Raw genomic sequence first — 24,508 nt, 5'->3', positions numbered from 1 at the left:
GGTTATTATGTTTTTAATCATTGCCTTAACCCACTCTATGACATCATAATTACGCAAAAACCCCTTATTGGGGCTTTTTTATGGTGATGGCATTCAGATAATAAGTTGACTATAATTACGTCAAGCTTACAAAGCTGACTTAAAACACCTTATTAATGGTTGTATTAAGTTGGCTAATGCTCTTGAAATTTAGGTCTACGTTATGAAGAACACGTTATTAATATCTGGCTTAATCGCCACTATCTCTATACCTGTCCATGCAGCAGATTATCAAAGCTTTATTGCGCCAAGCTCCTTAGGCAAAAGCATACACACACTGAACAAGAAGTATCAGTTAGGATTGAAAAAACAAAGCTCCGGCAAATATGGCAATCGTGAGCTTAATGATTGCAGGCTTATTGTAAAAACAAATAAGAAAAATCAGATCAATGAAATTAAAATAATAGACAGTAAAAGCTGCAAATATTCTACTACCTCCAACGTGAACTATAATAGTCAAACTACCAAGACTCAGGATTTGCTCAGCCAAGTTGATATTCAAGACGTACAGTTTGTTCCAGGCTGTTTTAACTGCCCGTCGCGGTTAGAGATAACCGATACACTGGTTATTGATCGCGAAAAAGACAACTACCGCACGAAGTTTCAGATAAATGGACATAATAGAAAGTACTTAAACTATATTGCCAAAAATCTTTTTGGTGATTTTTCAGATGAAAACTATTACTCCACCATGAATCTGCTCGAGTCAAGAGCTGCTGATGAACCTAGCCTTTACGATCGTAACGAGTTCAAATTACAAGCCATTGAAGCTTACAATTTGCAAGACAAGCCACAGAGCTATACGATTGCACTTAAATAGCTTTTTTAAAATAGCTTATCTAAAACGGCCATTCAATTAAATGGCCATAAGTTCTGCTAGTAAGACAATTTATATTGCTGTGCAGGTAACTGCTATGCAAATTACGCAGAATAGGCGGGCAACACAATCTGCACCACCAATCCTTGTATACCATCTTGCCGATTGTAGACATGAATCTGACCTTTGTGCGCCATCACCACGGCATGGACGATCGCCAGTCCTAATCCATAACCGCCAGTTTCGCGATGACGGGCAGAATCTAGCCGTACAAAGGGCTGAAAAATACGCTGCAAGTCTTGCTCTGCAACGCCGCCGCCTTCGTCTATGATGCGGACTTGAATAGCCGTTTTTTTGCCGTCCATCTCTGCTTGTTTAATCTCAGCAATAACTGTTGAATCAGCTGCAGTGTGCATAAATGCATTACGAATGATATTTTCAAGCGCACTGTGTAGCTGTTCTTGATTGCCAAGCACTGTCCAAGGAGTTTCTGGAGAAGTCGCTGATAAAGACATGGCTGATGATGACATGATCAATGAAGTATCTGTCAATAATGAATCATCCGGCTGCCATTGCCAGTGTACATTTTTGTGCTGAAACTCAAAGCAAACATCTTGTCCAATCTCACTGATAATTTCAGCAATATTAACCTCTTCATTTTCTAAATTGTCGATAGTATATTGCTGCATTTGCAGGGACTGAATATGAATGATTTGCTCAATCAGCTCATTCATCCGCGCAGATTCTTTATCAATACGATCAAGGTAACGATTGGCATTGGGCGCAAAATCCCGTGTCAGCTCAGTCGCAACGTCAAGCCGTGCTAGTGGTGAGCGCAGCTCATGCGAGATATCACTGAGCATCTGCTTGCGTGCCAGCTCACTCTCCGCCAGTCGTGCTGATAGCTTGGCCACGTCTTTTGCAAGCAAACCAAGCTCATCATCTCCCATCTTAGATAAATTGGGACTAGCCTGATAATCGCCGTCAATCATACGGTGGACCGTATGTTGCACACGGCGAATACGATGGGTCAGCGTGCGACTCAGCCAAATACAAACCAAGACGCTAAAAAGGATAATCAGTAATAAACGTATCGGGAAATTGCCGCGTTGCAGCGCTACAACATCGGCAAAACGCAGATGCGGACGCAATTGTATAATGACAGTCTGTTCATCTGGAAAGACGACCGTCACGTCAGCCAATTCAGGACGACTATCGGGATTAGCTATATTTGCACGAATCGGTGGCATTAATGAAGGCCTCATTACCTGCCTTCCACCTGGCATCTGCTCTTGTCTATGTTCTTGCCTATGTTCTTGCCTACGCTCCTCTCTATCTCGATAACGCGGAAATATAATGGCACCTTGCTCGTCGTAGACTCTGATTTGATTCATCAGCCATCGGTCTTCACGATACATCTGCCTAACGGTAGTTAAATCACCCACTTGTAACGCCTCAACCATCTCTTGACGCTTAATTAATAAACTATCAATTTGTACATCCATGCGAGCCGTCAGCGCTTTTTCAACCAGCCAGCGCTCCACCACGATAGATAAAATAGAGGTGATCAGAATCGTTAATAACAGGCTCAGAAACAAACGCCAAAACAGCGTGATTCTGGGTTGAAATATAGAAGTATTTGAGGAATGTGTCATTACAGTACCAGCTGATAGCCTTTACCACGAATCGCTTTGATAGGCTCATCATGAAAAGGTTGGAGTTTTTTGCGCAGGCGCGAGACATGTACATCCAGGCTACGATCGAACGGCTGCAGTTTACGCTGCAACACATGCTCTGATAGCCACGCCTTACTCACCACCTCGCCTTTTTGTTTGAGTAGCGCGACCAATAAATCAAACTCTGTCCCCGTCACTTGTAGCTCTACACCATCTATCTGACAAAGCCGCCGATTTTGATCCAGATGCAAACGACTCTCTGGTAACGGAGTATGCTCTGATGCCGCCGCATTAGTGCGCTTGATAACGGCATTGATGCGTGCCAGTAGTTCGCGCGGATTGCAGGGTTTAGTAATGTAATCATCAGCGCCAAGCTCAAGCCCAATAATGCGATCGATCTCTTCACCTTTTGCGGTCAACATAATGACGGGGATATCACTAATATTTGGCAAATGACGCAGCACACTGAGGCCATTGATTTTTGGCATCATAATATCGAGCACCAGCAAATCATAAGCAGAAGTATTATTAGACGCGGCTTTTAGTTTCTGGATGACCGCTTCACCATCATGGACGCAACCACATTGAATGCCATGATTGTGCAAGTATTCTTGTAATAACTGGGTCAACTCTTCGTCATCATCACCTAGCAATATATTTGGCACATCTGTCTCCTTGAGCCTTAATAGCGTTATCACCCATATTATCAGGCATGTGCTTGTCCATACGCTATAAACGTTACCTTTCTTAATACTTCATAAATGTTCGCAACCTTTAACTGTCGTAAGATAGCACCTATCAATAACAAGTATTGCTTATCGTCTTCCTAACGGAATAAGCCATTGATTATTTATTAAATCAAATTAAAGAAGGATAGTATTATGAAAAAATTATTAATGGGTTCAGCACTAGCAATGTCTAGCGTATTAGCAGTTACCGCTTGTACGAGTGTCAACGCAACCACGGACACAGCGCCAACGACCAGTAAAATGCAGCATCATAAAACAGGTATGAAAGATGGCATGCATAAAGGCGGCATGAGAGGTCCATTGTCGCAGCTAGATCTAACGGCCACGCAGCAGGCGCAACTACAAGCACTTAAACAAAACAACCGCAGCGAACGTATGCAAAATCGTGAAGCAATGCTAGCGATACTGACAGCAGAGCAGCGCGCTCAACTTGAAACTTTAAAGTCAGAAAGACAAGCTAAAGGACATCGCCACTCGCATAATAAAGGTGGTAAAAACAGTCCTTTATCAGAATTGAATCTAACAGCAACGCAGCGAGCGCAGATCGCTACTATTAGACAAAATAATTCTGGCAGCCGTATACAAAACCGCAGCGCGATAATGCAAGTACTCACCGCTGAGCAGCGTCAAAAGCTTGAAGCAATTATGGCTGATAGAATGACTAAAGGTGATAAAGGCTTGGATCGTCAAAAAATGCAGAACTAAAATATGTCAGTTATCATAACGTTATGGCCATACTGACTATCTCGTTAGTCTAAGTATCATATCAGACACAAAAAAGCGCATCGTATGAACGGTGCGCTTTTTCGTTGTCTATCTCAACAAAGGTCAATCAAACTAAACTTACCTACTTTCAATCAGTCTTTAATCAGTCTTCAATCGATCGAACCAAGACGCTCTTTAGCCATCGGTAACATGTCAAACACCATCTTACCCATCGCAGTGCCATTACCATCGCGATAATACTGCATCAGCTCATCACCATACTCGCGCACATCGACACTATTAATCACGTTCGGCACTTGCATATCACTTGGTAAGTTAGGAAATGCCTTGTCCTGAGGACGTATAGCGGAATACTGCTGCAAGATATCCATTACCATATTCTTATCAGAGTTGGTTTTGTTTGCAAACTCACTACGCAGATGCTGCCATTTGAGCCGACCACGTTTATCAAATCCGTACAGCTCTTGCACCGTTGATCTCACTTCTATCTCAGCTTCTGATGTCTCAACCTCGCTATCTATGCGTCCTTTTATCATTGCTAACATTTGCTGCACTAACGCTTTGCTGGTGAATTTATCAGAACTTGCGGTGGTTGCTTGGTAAGTCTTATTATCCTTGACTAATTCTGGATATTTCTTAGTAATACGATCATAAAAAATACGCATATAGTCTTGGTAAAATTGCTCATAGCTTGCAGCGCTTTGTACACGGCGAATGACTTCATCGCTTGCCAGCGTTGCTGACAGTTGATGCGTGGGCAGCTTGGGAGTAAGTGACGCTAATGTATTAGGGACGACATAATCAAACTGGCTAATAGATGCGCTATCGAATGTAGTATCTAACGCAGCAAAGTGGCTTTTTATCAATTCATTGCCAAAGCCTTTAGGCAGTGTGCCGTCATTAATGACTATTTTTAACCACTTATTTCGCCATTTTGTACCGAGCTTATCGTCTAACATTTCTGAATTGAGCATCGCAAAGTTATCTGCCCATAGATAAATATTACCGTTTTTAAAATCTACATAGATGGGCTGATTGATACTGCTTTGATGATTGCGCGCTTGGTACTGTACGCTTGCGAGCATCGTAGCCTTGCCAGCCATAGGCTGATAGACACCTTGCGAGTTTATAGATAACGGTTTTAACAAGTAAGCATCTAGCAACTGCGTTTTTTTGATATCTTTCGGTGTTGATTTGTTGTCATAATTGTCAAATAGCTGTTGGTAATGAGACGATACGTTGATATTACTATCGTACGGATTATCTTCCCATGCTTGATAGGCAGCTGCGCATTCAAGGTAAGACTGTTTAAGTGCCGTTCGCTGCGTGTCATAACTAGCAGCTTCGATATCTTTATTCTGGGTTTCCGCTTGGGTTACTAATGCTGCATACGCTTGATCATGGGTGTCTTCACAGTAATCATAAATATCATCTGAGCCGACTAAATTCTTGGCATTTATATTGGTAAATTGCTGATCGTTACTAATCTCAAGATTGGCATGATAGCTAAAAGACTGACGACGTTGCTTTTGTAGCGCGGTTGCCAATGCTTTTTTGGCCGCAGCTGGCGTGTGCTTTGCTGTTATAGCGTTGGATTGGCTCAAGCTGGTAGATTGGCAACCCGTTAATAACAATGCTCCCGTTAAAAGCGCACTGCTAAATAATACACTGCCTTTAATAATTGATGGAAGTCTAGTTAACGGAATACTACTTACGATGGCTTGATGTACTATTTTCATTTTTTATCCTTATAAATATGGGCTTAAACATAACAAAGTAGGATTATTTATTTTCCTTTGTCAGTATCATCTTTAGCTTCGTCGTATTCACCATTCTCATAGTTGCTACTGTCATCACCGTAACCACTGCTTTCATCATCACTTAAGCTACTATCGTCATATTCATAGCGTGCATAACGAGCCGCTTGCAGTCTATCTCTCTGTTGACGTTGCTCGGCCATCCACGCGTTGCCATCGATAGCAGGTTTGGCATTTGCGCCAAAAGACTCCGCCAATAAAGGCGTTAGCGTATGGTTATTAAAGCTGGCTTTATCGTAGCGTATTTGGTTTAGTACAGTAGTAGTTGAACCCATCAAATCGCTACCTATATTGGTACGTTGCTGCTTAGCAAGCATGCGATCTGAGCTGTCTAGATAATAATAATTTACCTGATTAAATGAGATAGGAGCGATGGCTTCGATTAGCTGTAATAACGCGCCCACATCTGCACTTTGATAGCCTTTGTTGTATAGCTGCAACTTAGCAAGCGCCGCTTTTAGCATGGCACCATCAGGATATCTCTGTGGATTGGCATCGACATGATCTTGTAGTGATTGGGTCATATACTTTAAGGTCTTGCCGATCATCTCACCGCTTTGCTTGCTGCCAAAATATACCTTTACCGCCCGACTCGCACCGACTTCTTTGGCAAACATATCATTACGAATATCTACTGCACTAAAATGCTCAGGCGCGAGCTCTGCCATACTATTTTGTACAGCATCAATCGCCGCATCATAAAGCACTGACGGTGGCAACTGTGTTGTAATACTCTCTGGTAATCCAAAGCTTACGGTGTGCGATGCCATCTCGTTAGGTAATGGCGTTTTCTCAGGATTGACAAGTGCCATAATAGGCATGATTGCTGATGGATCTACCGCGATGCGACTGTTATTAAAATCGAATGCGAGCGGTATTTGTACGGATGAGCTAATCGTTGGTGTGATGTACTCGTAGCTATAAACACTTTGCAGCTGTCGTTGTTTGGGCTTGTATCGACTGACACTATGGAACGTTAAGTTTTGATATTGATAAGCATTCGATGCCGCTATCTGCTCAGGCGTACGATGAATCATACTTAGAACTTGGCCAATCATACCTTTTGACGAAGGATGGCTTTCGTCGTTCGTACTCTCTTTTTGCTGCTTGGCCTTTTGTACAGCCTCATAGCTCTTAGCTAGCTCTTTAGGGTTAAAGTCTGCCATCTTTGATAGCACACCATTACTTACCTCATTGTCATCATCACTGTCTATACTGTCTCCATATCGATCATAGCCATACTCATCATAGCCGTCTTGATCGTAGCCATCATTATCATAAACTTCTTCTACAGCTTCGGCTTCAATATACTCGTCATAATCTGAATCGTAATCTGAGTCATAATCGTCTGAGGCTGCCTTTTTATAAGCGTAGGCTTCTATAATCGTTTTCAGAAGACTACTAGACCCTGCATCAATGCTATCTGGATCAATAAAAGGTGCCATATGATAGTTGGCTTGTGCGACGGCTACGTGCTCAGTGGCTAAATGCTTACGAATGGCGGCAAGTAAATGTGACTTGGCTTGATTCTCCGTATTGGGATATTTGGCTTGATTGAATAATTGTTCGTAACGCTCAGACTTGGCATTTAAGCTAGCATTAAACGCTTGACCTTGTGATTGGATAAGTGCGGTGTCTGAGTTTTCAAAGTTGATAAGCACTTCTGATGTAGTAGCAGACGGTGTTACCGTTGGGCTTGATTGACAACCTGAAAGCACAAAAGATGCACTGCCGAGCAGCATACAACCTGTCATGGATAACAATCTAGGTAAATGATGGTTGTCTTGAGCATTATGAGATGAGTTATGTGGCACTGGTTCAGATAGACACTGTCGATCGCTATTATTAGAGTGATTTGATGACATAAAAATCCTTTTATTCAGGGAACGATAGCAACGCCATTACGAGCGTTATTATTTATAGCACAAAAGATTACAAATTAGTGACTTATGCGTAAAATAACAATTGGTATATTAAGATTGATTTTCCAAAAAGCTCAAATTCTTTAAGGATTGAAGCAGCTAGTTCGCAGAAATTTTCTTAGCAATGTCATTTGCGACCAATTAGCAATATTAAAAACAAAAGCTAAATTTCGGCTTGTGCTAGCTGCTATATTCATTATTATCTACGTATCTACTTATTTTTACTTCCGCCTAATTGCTCACCTACTCGTAAAAAGGACTTTGCGATGCCAAAATTATCTTTTCACTCTCACAACGATACCGCTTCTTCTCAAAACCGTCACAATAAAGCACTGGTAAAAACAACCTTAAAATCTGCGATGCTGTTGGTTAGCAGTACACTATTACTGTCTGTATCTGCTCATGCGCTTGAACCCGTTGCACCAACTGATGGTAATACAATAAATAACACCTCAATCAATACCAGTGCAATCAATCTTGCCATCATGGCGGACAACCCAACGGTCGTACTTGAGACTCAGCGCATCACCCGAGCGAAAACCAATACGCTTACCTCAACGACTAGCAATGCCAAAGCCGATCAAGCCATCTACTCTGAAGATGCTATCCATCATCCGGTCTGGGCAAAGAACGGCATGGTCGCCACTCAAGAAGCATTGGCTTCTGACATTGGCTTAAAGATTTTGAAAGACGGTGGCAATGCCGTTGATGCTGGCGTCGCTGTTGGCTTTGCCTTAGCCGTTACCTTACCGCGCGCTGGAAATATCGGCGGCGGCGGCTTTATGATGATTTATGATGCCGAGAAGGGCAAAACGGTAGCGCTCGATTACCGTGAAAAAGCGCCAAGCAGCGCCTCGCGTGATATGTATCTTGATGAAGAAGGCAATGCCGTCAGTGATTTGTCTCGCTTTCATGGCTTGGCTATTGGTGTGCCGGGGACAGTCGCAGGATTATTAAAGGCGTTAGAAGATCATGGCACCATGAGCCGCGGACAAGTAATGGCGCCCGCCATTGCATTGGCTGAAGATGGTATAGAGGTTACTGCTGGTTTGTCGGAGTCGCTAGAAGCCTTGAGCGATCGCTTGCAGAAATGGCCGAGCACCCAAAAAATATTTTTTAAAGCAGATGGCAGCGCCTATCAACCAGGTGAACGCTTAAAGCAGCCCGAACTTGCTCGCTCGTTAAAACTCATTGCTGCACAAGGTGCTGATGGCTTTTATAAAGGTGAAACTGCAAGCAAGCTGGTCAAGGCTGTTAATGACGCTGGCGGCAGTATGAGCTTGCAGGATTTGGCCAATTATGAAGCCATCGCTCGCGAGCCAGTGAAAGGAGACTACCGCGGTTATGAGATTGTCTCGATGCCGCCGCCCTCTTCTGGTGGTATTCACATCGTGCAGATTTTAAATATCTTAGAAGGCTATCCGCTCAAAGACTACGGGCAAAATAGTGCACAAACCATTCATTTGATGGCTGAGGCCATGCAACTGGCTTATGCCGATCGAGCTGAGTATTTAGGAGATTCTGATTTCATCGATGTACCTGCCAGCGGCCTCACCGCTCAAGCGTATGCTGATGAGCTCCGTACATTAATTAATCCGGACAAAGCCACGCCAGCAGCCACGATCAAAGCCAATAATCCACTGCCCTACGAGAGCGATCAAACCACGCATTTCTCTATCGTTGATAAGGACGGTAATGCGATCGCCAATACTTATACGTTGAATTTCTCTTACGGCACTGGTCTTGTTGCTGATGGTACCGGCATATTACTTAATAACGAGATGGACGACTTTTCGGCTAAGCCAGGCACGCCTAATGGTTATGGCTTATTAGGCGGTGAGGCAAATAGCGTAGAAGCCAATAAACGTCCACTATCCTCGATGAGTCCAACATTGGTGTTTAAAAACGACAAGCCTTATATCGTGACTGGCAGCCCCGGCGGTAGCCGTATCATTACTACCGTCACCCAAATCATCTCGAACGTCATCGACCACGATATGAATATCGCTGAAGCCACTCATGCGCCGCGTATTCATGACCAATGGTTGCCGGATGAGATTCGTACTGAAAAAGCTCTGAATATTGACACGGTTAAAAAACTTGAATCCATGGGACATACGGTCAGTCCAAAAGCCACAATGGGCTCAACGCAGTCCATTATGTTGACGCCAAATGGTGTCTACGGCTCATCTGATCCACGTATTGTCGATGCGGCGGTGGTTGGGTATTAAATCGGGTAACAAAGTGGGTGTTCAGCAGATCCTAAGCTAAGGGGGGCCGTATGATTGAGAGCAAAAGACCTGACAAAACCACATTAGCGACTATGTTTCGCGCTTTTATTGAGCCTGAATACGTGATCAGTGATGAGGAAACTCAAAAGCCTTTTGAATGTGATGGTTTGTCTGTCTATTGCGATATGCCGCTGCTAGTCGTTCTGCCAGATACGGTCGAGCAGATACAAGAAGTCATGCGTATTTGTCATCGCTACCAGATTCCGGTGGTCGCTCGCGGGGCAGGCACAGGTCTTTGCGCTGGAGCCATGCCCAACCCCGATGGTGTACTGCTAGTACTGTCACGTTTTAAGCATATCCTAGAGATAGATCCTTTAGCACGTACGGCACGCTTGCAACCCGGCGTACGTAACTTAGCCATCAGTGAAGCAGCCTCCGTACATGGCTTATATTATGGTCCGGACCCCTCCTCTCAAATTGCTTGTACGATAGGCGGCAACGTCGCCGAAAACTCAGGCGGCGTACACTGTCTCAAGTACGGGCTGACGACTCACAACTTATTAAAGGTCGAGATGGTCACTGTCGAAGGAGAGCTAATCAGCATTGGAAGTGAGGGGCTAGACAGTAACGGCATTGATCTGATGGCCTTGATAACGGGCTCTGAGGGTTTGCTTGGCGTAGTCACTGAAGTGACAGTCAAATTATTACCCAGTCCTGAAAAGGCACAGGTTATTATGGCCGCTTTTAATGATGTTCAGACAGCAGGCGATGCGGTAGGCGGTATCATTGCTAAAGGCATTATCCCAGCGGGGCTTGAGATGATGGATAGCTATGCCATTATCGCAGCTGAAGCTTTTGCTCAAGCCGGTTATCCTACCGATGCAAAGGCGCTACTACTATGTGAATTAGATGGTACGGCGGCGGAAGTTCAAGAGCAAATCATCGAAGTTGAGCAGCTCTTGACCCAACTAGGAGCCACCTCAACTCGAGTTTCTCAAAACGAGGCGGAACGTGCGTTGTTATGGAAAGGTCGTAAGTCCGCCTTTCCAGCAGTAGGCCGCATCTCACCCGACTACTATTGCATGGATGGTACTATTCCTCGTGGCCAGCTGGCTTATGTGTTGACTGAAATGCAAAAACTCTCGGAGCATTATAACTTGCGTGTGGCCAATGTCTTTCATGCGGGTGATGGTAACTTGCATCCACTGATATTATTCGATGCCAATATGCCAGGTCAGCTTGAGAAAACTGAGGAGTTTGGCGCTCGTATCTTAGAGCTTTGTGTCAAAGTGGGCGGTTGTATCACTGGTGAGCATGGCGTCGGTGTAGAAAAAATCCGCCAAATGCGTGTGCAATTTAATGAGCAGGAATTGCGCCAATTTCATGCTATTAAGTCCGCTTTTGATCCTGTTGGTACGCTTAATCCAGGTAAAGGCATCCCTGTCCTAAAAAATTGTCAGGAATATCGGGCGCTTGATAAGATAATGGACGACTCTGTGCGTCAGCCGCCACAACAGGGAGCACCGGCATGAAAGATATCAGTGCCGAGCTAATTGAGCATATCAAACAAGCCAGTAGTGAGGGTAGCAAATTACAAATAGTTGGCGGTGGCAGCAAGGAATTTATGGGTCGCACGCCCAATGGTGTCCCGCTTAATATCGCTGAGCACAGAGGTATTGTGAGCTACGAGCCGATTGAGCTGGTGTTGACTGCACGAGCAGGCACGCCGTTAACCCAGATTAATGACGCCTTGAGTGAACACAATCAAAGACTGGCGTTTGAGCCGCCACTATTTGATGGACAGGCTACTTTAGGTGGCACGCTAGCTTGTCATTTATCAGGACCAGGACGTCCTTGGAATGGTTCAATAAGAGATCATGTTCTTGGTATTCGCCTGATTAATGGTCGAGGCGAGGCGCTGCGCTTTGGTGGTCAGGTGATGAAAAACGTCGCCGGCTACGATGTCTCAAGAATGCAGGCTGGAGCAATGGGGACTTTAGGAGTCATTAGCGAAGTCAGCCTAAAGGTCATGCCCAAACCTGCCGCTTCTCTCACCCTCAAACGCGAAATAGATGCCGCGCAGGCTATTAAAGAGATGAACCGTTTGGCAGGATTGCCAAATCCTTTGACGGCTGCTTGTTGGTTTGACAATCACCTTTATCTACGTTTAGAGGGCGCGCGTAGTGCCGTTGAGAGCACTGTTAAGCAATGGCAAGGCGTGGTATTAGAAGAAGGTAATAATCTATGGACACAGCTACGTGAGCAGCAATTAGGTTACTTTGCGGATCGTGCGCCTCTATGGCGGTTTTCAGTCAATAGTAATGCTGAGCATGTATTGTCAGATAAAGAGTGGCTGCTAGATTGGGGCGGCAGTCAACGCTGGCTGCGCGGTGATTTTGATACTGAATCATTGGAAGCACTTGCCAAGAGTATGGGTGGTCAAGTGAGCCTTTACCGTGGTGGTAATCGGTTACAAGAGGTGTTTCATACTCAGCCTGAGGTACTGCGCGGACTCCATCAACGGCTCAAACAGACTTTTGATCCGATGGGTATTTTTAATCCAGGTCGTCTCTATAGTTGGATGTAATAGGAAAACGTTATGCGTACCCAAATTAATGTGAAGTATATAGATCATCCAGAAATCGAAGAGGCCGACTCTATATTACGTAGCTGCGTACACTGCGGGTTTTGTAATGCCACCTGTCCTACTTATCAAGAATTAGGCGATGAAAGAGATGGCCCACGTGGACGAATTTATTTGGTCAAACAACTGCTTGAGACCGGTAACGTTAGCGAAAAAACGCAAACACACTTAGATCGTTGTCTAACCTGTCGTAGCTGCGAAACCACCTGTCCCTCTGGCGTGAAATACGGTCGCCTAGCCGAAATAGGCCGCGGCATTATGGAGGAGCAATTAGAGCGACCGCTACAGCAAAAGCTACTACGTTGGCTAATTCGTAAGGTATTACCCTACGCTCATCGCTTCGGATTTTTGTTACGCCTAGGGCAATCAGTACGGCCTATATTGCCAAGCAGCCTAAAAGCGACAGTGCCAACGAGACAAAACAAACTTCCTATGCCAATACAGCAGCATTCACGCCAAATGTTGGTATTAGCCGGATGTGCTCAGCCTTCAGCAACGCCAAACACCAATATTATAGCCGCTCGTGTACTTGATAAATTAGGTATTAGCTTATTTACTGCGCCCAAAGCAGGGTGCTGCGGTGCCGTCAGCTATCACATGTCCGCCCATGAAGAGGGGCTGGCATTCATGCGCCGCAACATCGATGCGTGGTGGCCCTATATTGAATCAGGCGTAGAGGCCATTGTCATCAGTGCGTCTGGCTGCGGTTCAATGGTCAAAGACTACGGCGAAAAGCTACAGTATGACCCAGCTTATGCCACCAAAGCGAAACGAGTAAGTGAGCTTACCCGTGATCTTGGAGAAATATTAGTTAAGGAAGATCTGAGTCGGCTGCAATTGCAAGATAAAGGGCGCAAAACAGCCGTACACTGCCCTTGCTCTTTGCAACATGCCCAGCAGCTGGGCGGCTTAGTTGAACGGATATTGCAGCAGGCAGGCGTTGAGCTCACGCCTACTAAAGACAAGCATTTATGTTGCGGCTCTGCTGGGACTTACTCAATACTGCAGCCTAAGCTGAGTCAGCAGTTACTAACCAATAAGCTTGCGGACTTGACGATTGGTTATCCAGAGCAGATAGTAACCGCTAATATAGGTTGCCAACTCCACTTAAGTAGCCGATCAAGCGTACCAGTGAAGCACTGGATTGAATTGTTGGATCCGCAGTAGCTAAATTTACGATAATAGGTAAATTAAGTTGAATCTCCTTATTTACAAATGAAGATAAAGGTAGTTAAATTCTCTGGATATTTTCTGAGCTTAGTATTCTGCTAAATTTAAATACTAACTGCCTTCAAGCATGGCTAGACTTTGCCAACCAGTGGCAATTAAACGATTGGATAGAGGTAAAAGGTTCATTGTTGACTACTGAAAAACAAGTGGCATTGATCTGCTCATGACCCAAGGCAAGCGTCTTAACAATGTTGGTGTGACCAATGAACTACTGACCAAAGAGATGCTATTAGAACATGAACCCGCCTTACAAGATAATCAATTAGCGGCGTTGTTTTTCCCAAACACAGGACATATCACCAATTTAACTGCGGTAATCAATCAGCTTAGCAGCACTTTTAGACACCTTGGTGGTGAGATTATTGAACATTGCCGGGTCCTTGAAGCGCACACTGATGTAGATGGCATTCGCTTGAAGACCAATCAAGGGGATATCACCGCCTCCAAAGTGATCTTATCGGCAGGTGCTCATTCAAAAACCTTGGCTAAACAATTAACGGGGGTCAATGTTCCTTTAGATACCGAACGTGGTTATCATTTGATGTTACCTCATGAAAGCAGATGCATACAGACTCCCGTAACCAGTCTAGATCGGCGCATTGTGATGACACCGATGCAGGAGGGTTTACGTTTGGCGGGCACAGTAGAATATGCAGGACTTGAAGCTCCTGCCAATATGCAACGAGCGCATATATTCTTACAGCACGCACAGCCTATGCTAAAGACTCCCCTAAATTCCAACGATAATGTGCCATGGATGGGCTTTCGGCCATCAACCTTTGACTCTCTACCTGTTATAGATAAGATTGAGCGTGAGTTTTTAAACTTTGGCCATCAGCATTTAGGCTTAACACAAGCTGTTGTCAGTGCAAAAATGATTGCCGAATACTATTTTGATGAAAGTCATATTATTGATCCCAAACCTTATCAGCTTGCCCGGTTCAGATAGGTGGGTTGTCAAAACATTATAAATTGGGCAAAGACTAGGGCGTGTTAAATCTTCGTTATATACTTTGCCAACCTAAAAAACACTTTTATATCAAAATCATATCAAAATTTTGCCGCAAATCTGGAAACCGATTTCATTCTTTCTCTTGTAACACCTAGTAGCTGAATCAGTGGTTGTCTGTGCCAAATAATGCTATTATTAGCAGCTAAATTTAAAGTGAATAAATAAGGCTATTAACGCCCTATTTACTTCTAACTACTTTTAAAAAACCTATTCAAATCATTGATAATAATCAAATTATTTTCTTGGTAGCTCATCTTCTTTCGATTGCATTAGTAAGAGTCTTCTATGGCATTTGTACACCTTGGCATTCACAGCGAATATTCAATCACCGATTCTATCGTGCGCATCAAGCCGCTTATCAAAGCTGCTGCTGCCGATAATCAATGTGCGCTGGCGTTAACTGATTTATCCAACCTTTATGCCACAGTGAAGTTTTATCGTACCTGCCTAGGCGCTGGTATCAAGCCCATCATTGGTAGTGAAGTCATTATGGATGATGAAGACTCAAGGCTTACCCTGCTGGCTATGGACAACGAGGGCTATCAAAACATCACCCGCATCGTATCTCTAGGCTTTACCGAAGGCCGCGCCGATCCTGATAATCACGGCGTACCCATTATCAAGCGCAGTCATATTCTAGAGCACGCTGCAGGCGTTATTGTCTTGTTCGGTGAAAGATCAGACGTCGGCCAGGCCTTACTCGGCTCTATGCCAGAAAAAGCCGATGAGCTGATAAACGAATGGCAAGCGCAGTTTGATGATCGCTTATATTTTGCTATCAAACGTACCAATCGCTCAGGGGAAGATGCTTTTATCAAAGCCGCTATCCACTCAGGTGCCAAACACAATATTCCTCTCATTGCACACAACGATGTGCGTTTTTTAGAGCAAGAAGACTTCGATGCTCACGAAGCCCGCGTTTGTATCGCAGGCTCTTATGTACTGGCTGACCCAAATCGTCCAAGACTGTACTCAGATGAGCAATATTTGAAGACTCAAGAACAGATGGCGCAGTTGTTTGATGATATTCCACAAGTTATTAATAATACCTTACGTTTAGCAACCCGCTGTAATGTGATCTTGACCCTTGGCATCAACGTACTACCCGACTTTCCTGTACCTGAAGGTGAGACGATTGAATCGTTTTTCCGCGCAGAGTCGCAGCGCGGCCTCAATCATCGGTTGGATAAGCTCTTTCCTGTGGAAGAGCGCGACGACAGCTGGAGTGACTTTCGCAAACAGTACGATGAGCGCTTAGAGTACGAGCTTAATATCATCTTATCGATGGGTTTCCCCGGTTATTTCTTAATCGTCATGGACTTTATCCGCTGGGCCAAGGCTAATGGTGTCCCAGTTGGCCCTGGCCGTGGTTCTGGTGCTGGCTCACTAGTCGCCTATGCACTGAATATTACCGATCTTGACCCCATTCATTACGACCTATTATTCGAGCGTTTTTTAAACCCAGAGCGGGTCTCAATGCCCGATTTCGATATTGACTTTTGTATTGAAGGCCGCGATAGAGTGATCGATTATGTGGCGCAAACTTATGGTCGTGAAGCAGTCTCGCAGATTATCACTTTTGGTACGATGGCGGCTAAAGCGGTGGTACGTGATGTGGCGCGAGTACAAAGCAAGTCTTACTTTTTGGCCAATAAAATATCCAAGCTGATTCCCAAAACCCCCGGCATTACATTATCTCAAGCACTTGAGCAAGAGCCGCAGCTCAAAGACCTGATTTCTAACCCTGACAATATGGATTATGAAGATGCCATTGAGATTTGGGAGATGGCGATTAAGCTTGAAGGCGTATGCCGCAACGTTGGTAAACATGCTGGTGGCGTCCTGATTGCCCCGCATAGAATTACTGATTTTAGCGCCATTTACTGCGATGATGACGGACATCGTGTTAGCCAATTTGACAAAGATGATGTCGAAGATGTGGGCCTGGTAAAGTTTGACTTCTTGGGCCTGCGTAATTTAACCGTTATCAATGCTGCGGTAGAAAACATCAACCTGCGCCGCGCAAAAGAAGGTCTCGATGCGCTAGTATTAGAAGACTTGCCACTAGATGATAAAAAAGCTTATAAGCTGTTGCAAGATGCTAAGACCACGGCCGTCTTTCAGCTAGAAAGTATGGGCATGAAAAAATACTTAGCCAAGCTACAACCGACCAATATCGAAGACGTCATCGCTATGTGTGCACTCTATCGTCCAGGTCCGCTAGACGCAGGTATGGTTGAGATGTATATCGACCGTAAACATGGCCGCGAGGAGGTCATCTACGATCACCCCAATCTTGAGCCGATCCTCGAGAATACCAACGGCGTTATTGTCTATCAAGAACAAGTAATGCAAATCTCACAGGTCATGGCAGGCTATAGCTTGGGCGGTGCGGATATGCTACGCCGAGCCATGGGTAAAAAGAAACCTGAGGAGATGGCCAAACAGCGCGATATCTTTGTCACTGGTGCGACCGCGCAAGGGATCGATGAAGCGACCTCAGGCGGCGTATTTGACTTGATGGAGAAGTTTGCCGGTTATGGCTTTAACCGCTCGCACTCCGCCGCTTACGGTGTGCTCGCTTATCAGACCGCTTATCTCAAGCAGTACTACCCTGCCGAATTTATGGCTGCGGTACTGACCTCTGATATGAACAATACTGACAACGTCGTGTTCTTTATTAATGACTGCCGCGAAAACTTTGGCCTCACGGTTGTCAATCCATCAGTGAACCGTAGCGAGTGGCACTTTGTTGCCGATACGCCGACCAACATTATCTACGGCTTAGGAGCGATCAAAGGCGTCGGTGAAGGTGCGGTTGAGTCTATCGTCGATGCGCGTCGCCGCGGAGGCCCTTTTAAAGACCTCTATGATTTTTGCCGCCGAGTAGATATCAAAAAAGTCAATAAGCGTACTTTAGAGGCCTTAGTAAGCGCTGGCTGTTTTGATGACTTTGCCGCAATATTACGCCCTGATCTGCCAAGCGACGAAGCTTACGAGATTCGTGGCGCGCTCATGAGTCAGTTGCCAAGCGCGGTACAAGCCGCTGAGCAAGACCGCCAAAACAACGAACTTGGCATGATGGATTTGTTTGGTGAAATGGACGGCGTGGTCGCAGCGCCGCCGTTGAAAATGACACCAGAGCTGATTTGGGGTGATAAACACCGCCTCAAAGCAGAAAAAAACACACTAGGGCTATATCTTACCGGCCATCCTATTAATGAGTATTTGGATGAATTAAAGCGCTACACCTCTGGCGCTCGTCTCGATAAGCTCACAGACACAGGTTACAACGGCAGCTGCTACTTTGCAGGCCTTATTATCGATATCGCCAACTTCGGTAACCGAAATGTGATTACCTTAGATGACGGTACCTCACGATTAGAAGTCAGCTGCTATGCCGAGCGTTTTAACCGCGTCAAAGACCAGCTAAAGGTAGATGAAGTGGTCATTATCAAAGGCAGTATCCGTGAGCGTGATGGCCGTCTGTTTGCACGACTTGATAATGCCATGACCATGGTAGATGCACGCTTACGTTGGCTCAAAAAAATCAGTATTAAAATACACGGTAGTGATATTCAATTACTCACGCGTTTGCAGCCATTGCTCAAATCAGCACAAGCTGACATCATCCCAGCACCGCGCTTGACTTATAGTAATGATCAGGACGAACAAGACAACAGTAATAACACTGGTGTCTATGATCCTGTTATGGGTGGTAGCTTATATGATGAAGATGGTAATGACTTGTTGGCGCTAGAAAATGATATAAATCAAGATACACTTCAACAAAATGGCAACAGCTATGCCAACAACGCTTTGAGCAATACCGACGACTCAATCAATGATAACTGCCTACCACTTGGCTTGAGCATCTATGAAAGTTATGGTATCGCTAATGTAGGGTTATCTGAGCATTGGCGCGTCTATCCTAATGACGACAATTTGCAGCAGTTAAAGAGCATGGTGACTGAAGACAACCTGCATTTTCATTATAGTTGATACTATAAATACAGAGATTTAGAAAAAATAAAAGTTTAAAAATATTTTGACATTGGATAGGTAGTAATGACCAAAGAACACGCCAAAAAAGACCATATAAACAAAAACTTAGATGATGGTATTATCAATCATGAACAATTCGAAGATTTGCGTGAGCTGTTTGAAGAAGATTTTGAAAAATTGATACGTGCTTACATAGTTGATAGTCAGCACCGTATCGAAACACTACGTGCAGCGCGAACAGCGAATGACAATGTCAACGGTTTCGAGATTGCCCATGCGCTAAAAGGCGCTAGTGCCAACCTAGGGGCAACCCAGCTCATAGCGCTAAGTCATAAGTTACAAGAACGCTGCCGTGAGCATAAGGTTGACCAGCAAGCAAGTCTGATAGAAGACATTGCCTTAGCATTACAACGTGTCGAACAAGAAATCAATAAAAGACTGAGTTAATAGTGAGCACTTCTGACTTACCCGTATCTCCCAACGTTTCAACATTTACCGCTGCTGATTATCTGTCTTGCTTACAAGTTGTCATGGTCAATACCACTTTACCTGCCAACATTGGTTCAGCAGCGCGGGCCATGCATACTATGGGCCTGTCACGTCTGACAGTCGTCGATCCTAAGCTGCCGATTGATGAAACCAGTATTTCTCATGCAGCAGGCGGCAGTGAGCTACTATCATCGGCTTTGATAACACCGACACTAGAGTCTGCAATAGAAGATTGTCAGTTGGTGTTTGCAGCCAGCAGTCGTAGTCGTCATTTACCGCGCCCTGTGGTCACACCCACACAAGCCGCCAAAATCATGTGTGATTTTATTGATACTCAATCTACTTTTGATATAACAAATAATAACGGCAACGCTTCTGCTACCGGTAAACCAAATATCGCTATCTTATTTGGCCGCGAAGATAGAGGTTTAACCAACGAGGAATTGGCTTATGCCGATTATCATATTCAGATTGATGCCAATCCTACCTATCCCGTGCTTAACGTCGCATCAGCCGTCCAAGTGATTGCCAGCTTTATATTTGCTTATACGCGAGCGCATATTAAAGCTGATAACGATATGTTAGAGTTGACGGAACAAACGACGTTGAACACCTATGCACGTCAGCAATGGGACGAGCCAGCGATTACTCAGCAACAACTACAACAGCTTACTGAGCGCACTACTGCCTTGATGGTTCAACGCAAACTGGCTGATAGTGACAACTTAAAATCATTGCCCTCACGTTTGTCTCGACTTGGCTCACGCATTCAGCTTGATCAAAAAGAGTATCAATTGCTAAGCGCACTTATCGCTAAGCTTTTAAAAGACTAAAATGTGTAACATACAAATTTTAAGGCATTGATTTTTTGACATTATTCACGGTAGTGTTACTATCTACAAACAATATAATTTAATCATAAAAAGGAATTTAAAATGAATTGGAACGTTTATTTGTCCGGAGAAATACATACCGACTGGCGACAGAAGATTATGCAAGGGGCAAAAGATTATGGTCTTGCTATCACCTTCACATCAGCAGTGACTGAGCATGAAGCCAGTGACGCAGCCGGTGATGTGCTTGGCAAAGAGGAAAATGGTTTTTGGCGCGATCATAAGTCATCAAAGGTTAATGCGATTCGCACCAAAAATATGATTCAAAAATGCGATATCGCTATTATTCGCTTTGGCGACAAATATAAGCAATGGAACGCAGCATTCGATGCTGGCTACTGTGCTGCACTGGGTAAGCCTTATATCACCTTGCACGCTGAAGATATTATCCATCCATTAAAAGAGGTTGATGCCGCGGCCATGGCATGGGCACAAACGCCTGAACAAATTGTCGAGATATTAAAATACGTCATTAGTGACAGCTAAATGATAAAAGGTTGCTTGTAAACAAAGCGCCACTGGTTAGTGGTTGATAAGTTGTTTACTGGCAACCTGTTTTTACTTACGACTCATCGCTATGTTTTATGCTCTGAAAATGCTATAACTAAAGAGATTGTAATCAAAAATACGATAGGATGATTTATGTCATTGCCAACCGCCTTATTCAAATCAATTGCCAGCATCAAGCACGACCTAAAAGAAGATATTGATGCGGTATTTAATCGCGATCCGGCTGCTCGCAACAGCCTGGAAGTCATCCTAACCTACCCTGGCATTCATGCACTTATTTTGCATCGCGGGGCGCACTGCTTATGGCAAAACGAGCAAAAGCTCGCTGCCCGCGTGGTGTCTTATGGTTCACGTATTATGACTGGTATTGAAATTCATCCTGCAGCTAAAATCGGCAAGCGCTTTTTCATTGACCATGGTGTCGGTGTCGTCATCGGTGAGACGGCTGAGATTGGCAACGATGTTACTTTATATCATGGTGTCACTTTAGGCGGCGTCTCATGGAACAATGGTAAGCGCCATCCAACGTTAGAAGATGGTGTCATCGTTGGTGCTGGGGCAAAAGTTTTGGGGCCATTCACCGTTGGCAAAAATGCTAAGATTGGCTCAAATGCAGTAGTTGTAAAGCCTGTGCCAGCAGGTGCAACGATGGTTGGTAGTGCAGCTCGCATGATTTCAGAACATCATGATGAAAAAGGCAACCCAATCACTAGCAAAGTCGACGATGCAAAACAGCAGGAAAAAGCAGCGCAGGCGGCTCAATCTAAGACCTCTACACAAAGCACAGCACGCGCTACTGCCTTTCAAGCTTATGGTATTGACCCTACTTCACAAGACCCAGTCGCTGAAGCATTTGCCAAAATGCTCAATCATATCCAGCAGTCTGAAAAACGCTTAGATCAGCTGCAAAAAGCGATGTGTAAGATTGACCCAAATTTTTGCCAAAAAGAATATGACAAACTATGCCTAGAAGATCTAGATGTTATTGATAAAGAGGATATGAGTGAAACAGATGCTAAGCAGCACTAGTTTAATTTATAGCTTTGCTATACATCTTATGTAACTAAAAATATGATAAGCCTACTATACACAGCATTCTATCAAATCTAAAAGCTTAAAAAAGCACACTGGAGTTTGCATTGATTACATTAGGCCCTATCAAACGCCGTGTGCTGTATGTTACCCTTTTTGAGATATTTGCTGTCATGTTGACCACATTTATCCTAGTGGTATTAAGTGGCAGTGATACAGAACAGTCGTTGAAACTTGCTGTTATCATAGCTATTACCGCTGTTATCTGGAATTTTGTTTACAATACTTTTTTTGAGTACTGGGAACGACGCAATCAAATAAAAACCCGTACTTTTAAGATACGTAGTGTTCATGCAATATGCTTTGAAGGAGGACTTACGTTAGTGTGTTTGCCACTTTATATGTTTTGGTATGGCGTTGGCATATGGACCGCTCTTACCATGGAAGTCTCTCTTACTATTAGCTTTGTAGTGTATATCTTTATTTTTACTTTACTTTTTGACAAAGTATTTACGCCTCCCTATCAAGCTGCTATGACCACAAAAGCTCCATAGAGCCTGCTCACGAAGATTAAGGTGCTATCAGCGCTAACCATTCTCCACATCAAACAATACGTCAACCGATCTATCCAACTTTAAAAATATCACTCGTAATTAATTCTTTAACTCCCGCTTTTTCATGTGCTCTAAATGGATAACGATCTGCCATTATTATCCATTCTTTCGACCATTTGTGTTCTGTTTCCTGGCTTAGGCTATTCTTAATAAAGAATGGTTTGACCATCAATATATCGATGTCCATGGTGACTTTTTTTATCTGATTGGCCATTGTTGGCTCGGTTAAACGTTGTCTATTACAGTCACGTTCAAACTGCTTAAAAGTCTGCTGCAGCTGTGATAAAGGCATCTCAGATTTGAGCGAAAGATAAACACATTGGTTGGTATAATCAGGCTTTGGTTGCGCCTTGGTCGATGTAAAATCAGGATTTTGAAATGCAGTAGACAACTGCATGTCTCCTAACATGGCCAGACCTTTTCGAACGCGCGGCAAATAGTACTCAGCTTGATAATTACTACCCAAAGCCAATAATACTGCTGTCACGGACTGCGCTTGCAACGCCTCAGGTGTACAAACCTCTAACGTTTCCAAATCAAAATCAGCCAGATCATTATGTACCTTATGCATCGTTGCCCTTGCTTACAACTGGCTTATCTTCAATGGCTTTTGCATAACGAGTGATTTGCACCCCAACTGCATCAGCCTGCTTAATCGCAGTTGGCTTGGCAACGCTCAAAGTGACTTTATGACAGTGATATTTTGTGAGCAGCTGATCTGCGATTTGCCCAGCCAGATACTCAAGCAATTGCGCCTTGATATCTTGACACCACTCTCTGACATCATCGCAGACCGCTTTATAATTTAGCGCATCATTCACATCATCAGAGAATGCGGCAGCGTTTATATCCGTCTCAAGCGCTATATCAATCAATAATGGCTGTGTGATAGCACGCTCCCACGCGTATACACCAATCACTGCCTCTACTGTTAAGCCTTTTACAAATACCACATCAGATTCGGTATGAAACATGATTTCATCCTTGTTTGCTAAGTTTTTGTTTAGGTGATCGACTCTTACTTTACATCCAGTTTTTATTTAGCTTGTTGCAAAGCTTCTTCACGTAGACGCTCAGCTTTTAGCGCTTTACTAGGGCGATGACGCCATAAGTCAATGCTAAATAATAACAGACCAAGCCAAATCAAGCCAAAGACCACTAAACGATGCAAATCAAAAGGTTCTTTATAATAAAACACCGCCAAAAAGAAAATAAAAGTCGGGGTCAAATAATTCATAAAGCTTAAAATGCTATAAGCGACCAGTTTTGTCGACCTATTGAATAGTAATAGCGGTATCAAAGTGATCGGACCTGCCAACATTAATAGCCAAATGTTTGACGTAAACCAAAAGCCAAGCTGGCTACTGACCACATCAGCTTGCCAAAACCACCAAATAAAGATGGGGACGAGCATGGTGGTCTCAACGAACATTGCATCGACAGGAGTCAAAGGCGTTTGGCGTTGAATAGTACCATAAGTACTAAAACTAAAGGCTAAAATGAGCGATAGCCATGGCAAGCTACCCAGCATCACCACCTGAATGACCACAGATAACAATGCAAAACCAATTGCTACCCATTGTAAGGATCGCAGACGCTCTTTAAATAAAATCATCGACAAAGCAACGCCAACTAGCGGACCAATGAAATACCCTAAACTTGCTTCAAGGATACGATCATGATTGACTGCCCATACGTAGGTGAGCCAGTTGGTCGCAATAATAATACCTGATAAAAAAGTCAACGCTATCCATCTTGGATTTTGTTTTAAGGTATCTATCCACTGCCAACGCTTGGTCACAACTACGACGATTAACAAACAGGCAAACGTCCAAACGATGCGATGACCGATGATTTCTGTCGCATTATAAGCCGCTAGCTGTTTAAAATATAAAGGGAATGCGCCCCATATACAAAAAGCGATCAGTGCAGTGATGATGCCACTTCTCGTAGTTTTGATCGGGACTACTGGTTTTTTGACGACATTTTGGGTAGTCATAAGGCAAGACAACTTATCAGAGCAAAGCACGACCTTACCTATCTTTATAAACAATAAAAGTTTATTGGTAAGAGCGAAGGGTTACTACATATAGGATAAAAAG

At 44.0% G+C, this 24,508-nt stretch carries 20 protein-coding genes; 13 read left to right on the top strand and 7 right to left on the bottom strand.

Annotation, left to right across the window (positions count from 1 at the left end; translation table 11 throughout):
* The first annotated feature begins 202 nt into the window (after positions 1-202).
* Positions 203-859 carry a hypothetical protein gene (locus tag Q0890_RS10580; RefSeq protein ID WP_299220557.1) on the top strand — a complete coding sequence of 219 codons (657 nt, stop codon included), beginning with the start codon at positions 203-205 and terminating at the stop codon, positions 857-859.
* Between the two features lie 101 nt (positions 860-960).
* Here the strand turns inward: Q0890_RS10580 and Q0890_RS10575 are convergent, their stop codons facing one another.
* Positions 961-2,511 carry an ATP-binding protein gene (locus Q0890_RS10575; RefSeq protein ID WP_299220554.1) on the bottom strand — a complete coding sequence of 517 codons (1,551 nt, stop codon included), beginning with the start codon at positions 2,509-2,511 and terminating at the stop codon, positions 961-963.
* Positions 2,511-3,197, bottom strand: a complete 687-nt coding sequence (locus Q0890_RS10570; protein ID WP_299220551.1) for a response regulator transcription factor — start codon at positions 3,195-3,197, stop codon at positions 2,511-2,513. Before Q0890_RS10570 ends, Q0890_RS10575 begins: the two co-directional genes overlap by 1 nt.
* Before the next feature lie 216 nt (positions 3,198-3,413).
* Between Q0890_RS10570 and Q0890_RS10565 the strand changes: the two genes are divergently transcribed.
* On the top strand, positions 3,414-3,986 hold the full coding sequence (locus tag Q0890_RS10565; RefSeq protein ID WP_299220548.1) for a hypothetical protein: 573 nt from the start codon (positions 3,414-3,416) through the stop codon (positions 3,984-3,986).
* Between the two features lie 170 nt (positions 3,987-4,156).
* Here Q0890_RS10565 and Q0890_RS10560 read toward each other — a convergent pair whose 3' ends face one another.
* Together Q0890_RS10560 and Q0890_RS10555 are read right to left on the bottom strand one after the other, a co-directional pair.
* Positions 4,157-5,746 carry a hypothetical protein gene (locus Q0890_RS10560; protein WP_299220545.1) on the bottom strand — a complete coding sequence of 530 codons (1,590 nt, stop codon included), beginning with the start codon at positions 5,744-5,746 and terminating at the stop codon, positions 4,157-4,159.
* 47 nt (positions 5,747-5,793) lie between these two features.
* On the bottom strand, positions 5,794-7,689 hold the full coding sequence (locus Q0890_RS10555) for a hypothetical protein (RefSeq protein WP_299220542.1): 1,896 nt from the start codon (positions 7,687-7,689) through the stop codon (positions 5,794-5,796).
* Between the two features lie 416 nt (positions 7,690-8,105).
* On the opposite strand from Q0890_RS10555, the gene ggt reads away from it, so the two are divergent.
* The 11 genes from ggt to Q0890_RS10500 all read left to right on the top strand — a co-directional run bounded on the left by ggt (position 8,106) and on the right by Q0890_RS10500 (position 22,346).
* Complete coding sequence (gene ggt, locus Q0890_RS10550) at positions 8,106-9,977, top strand: gamma-glutamyltransferase (RefSeq protein WP_345832194.1); 1,872 nt, start codon at positions 8,106-8,108, stop codon at positions 9,975-9,977.
* Positions 9,978-10,027: 50 nt separating this feature from the next.
* Positions 10,028-11,509 carry an FAD-linked oxidase C-terminal domain-containing protein gene (locus Q0890_RS10545; RefSeq protein ID WP_299220536.1) on the top strand — a complete coding sequence of 494 codons (1,482 nt, stop codon included), beginning with the start codon at positions 10,028-10,030 and terminating at the stop codon, positions 11,507-11,509.
* Positions 11,506-12,564, top strand: a complete 1,059-nt coding sequence (glcE, locus tag Q0890_RS10540; RefSeq protein ID WP_299220533.1) for a glycolate oxidase subunit GlcE — start codon at positions 11,506-11,508, stop codon at positions 12,562-12,564. The genes Q0890_RS10545 and glcE overlap by 4 nt, the downstream gene beginning before the upstream one ends.
* A gap of 12 nt (positions 12,565-12,576) precedes the next feature.
* The gene (gene glcF, locus Q0890_RS10535; RefSeq protein WP_299220530.1) at positions 12,577-13,788 is read left to right on the top strand and encodes a glycolate oxidase subunit GlcF; all 1,212 of its coding nucleotides are present in this window, start codon (positions 12,577-12,579) and stop codon (positions 13,786-13,788) included.
* A gap of 226 nt (positions 13,789-14,014) precedes the next feature.
* Positions 14,015-14,800: an FAD-binding oxidoreductase gene (locus Q0890_RS10530; protein ID WP_299220527.1), complete on the top strand. Its 786-nt coding sequence runs from the start codon at positions 14,015-14,017 to the stop codon at positions 14,798-14,800.
* A gap of 348 nt (positions 14,801-15,148) precedes the next feature.
* On the top strand, positions 15,149-18,865 hold the full coding sequence (gene dnaE / locus Q0890_RS10525; RefSeq protein ID WP_299220524.1) for a DNA polymerase III subunit alpha: 3,717 nt from the start codon (positions 15,149-15,151) through the stop codon (positions 18,863-18,865).
* A gap of 66 nt (positions 18,866-18,931) precedes the next feature.
* Positions 18,932-19,315, top strand: coding sequence for an Hpt domain-containing protein (locus Q0890_RS10520; RefSeq protein WP_299220522.1), 384 nt, complete (start codon positions 18,932-18,934; stop codon positions 19,313-19,315).
* A gap of 83 nt (positions 19,316-19,398) precedes the next feature.
* Positions 19,399-20,190, top strand: a complete 792-nt coding sequence (locus tag Q0890_RS10515) for an RNA methyltransferase (RefSeq protein WP_299220880.1) — start codon at positions 19,399-19,401, stop codon at positions 20,188-20,190.
* A 102-nt stretch (positions 20,191-20,292) separates the two neighbouring features.
* Positions 20,293-20,736 carry a YtoQ family protein gene (locus Q0890_RS10510; RefSeq protein ID WP_299220519.1) on the top strand — a complete coding sequence of 148 codons (444 nt, stop codon included), beginning with the start codon at positions 20,293-20,295 and terminating at the stop codon, positions 20,734-20,736.
* Between the two features lie 156 nt (positions 20,737-20,892).
* Positions 20,893-21,789 carry a serine O-acetyltransferase gene (cysE, locus tag Q0890_RS10505; protein ID WP_299220517.1) on the top strand — a complete coding sequence of 299 codons (897 nt, stop codon included), beginning with the start codon at positions 20,893-20,895 and terminating at the stop codon, positions 21,787-21,789.
* Between the two features lie 110 nt (positions 21,790-21,899).
* Entirely contained in the window at positions 21,900-22,346 is a 447-nt protein-coding gene (locus Q0890_RS10500; protein ID WP_299220514.1) for a PACE efflux transporter, read from the top strand.
* A 70-nt stretch (positions 22,347-22,416) separates the two neighbouring features.
* Here the strand turns inward: Q0890_RS10500 and Q0890_RS10495 are convergent, their stop codons facing one another.
* From Q0890_RS10495 to rarD, 3 genes are all read right to left on the bottom strand, one after another.
* Positions 22,417-22,977, bottom strand: coding sequence for a 2-amino-4-hydroxy-6-hydroxymethyldihydropteridine diphosphokinase (locus Q0890_RS10495; protein ID WP_299220511.1), 561 nt, complete (start codon positions 22,975-22,977; stop codon positions 22,417-22,419).
* A complete protein-coding gene (gene folB, locus Q0890_RS10490) occupies positions 22,970-23,380 on the bottom strand; it encodes a dihydroneopterin aldolase (protein ID WP_299220508.1) in 411 nt (136 codons plus the stop codon). Before folB ends, Q0890_RS10495 begins: the two co-directional genes overlap by 8 nt.
* A 62-nt stretch (positions 23,381-23,442) precedes the next feature.
* Positions 23,443-24,405 carry an EamA family transporter RarD gene (gene rarD / locus Q0890_RS10485; protein WP_299220505.1) on the bottom strand — a complete coding sequence of 321 codons (963 nt, stop codon included), beginning with the start codon at positions 24,403-24,405 and terminating at the stop codon, positions 23,443-23,445.
* Positions 24,406-24,508 lie beyond the last annotated feature (103 nt).

Source organism: uncultured Psychrobacter sp. (assembly GCF_947488565.1).
GTDB lineage: Bacteria > Pseudomonadota > Gammaproteobacteria > Pseudomonadales > Moraxellaceae > Psychrobacter > Psychrobacter saeujeotis.
This window is presented reverse-complemented; position numbering and strand designations above follow the sequence as displayed.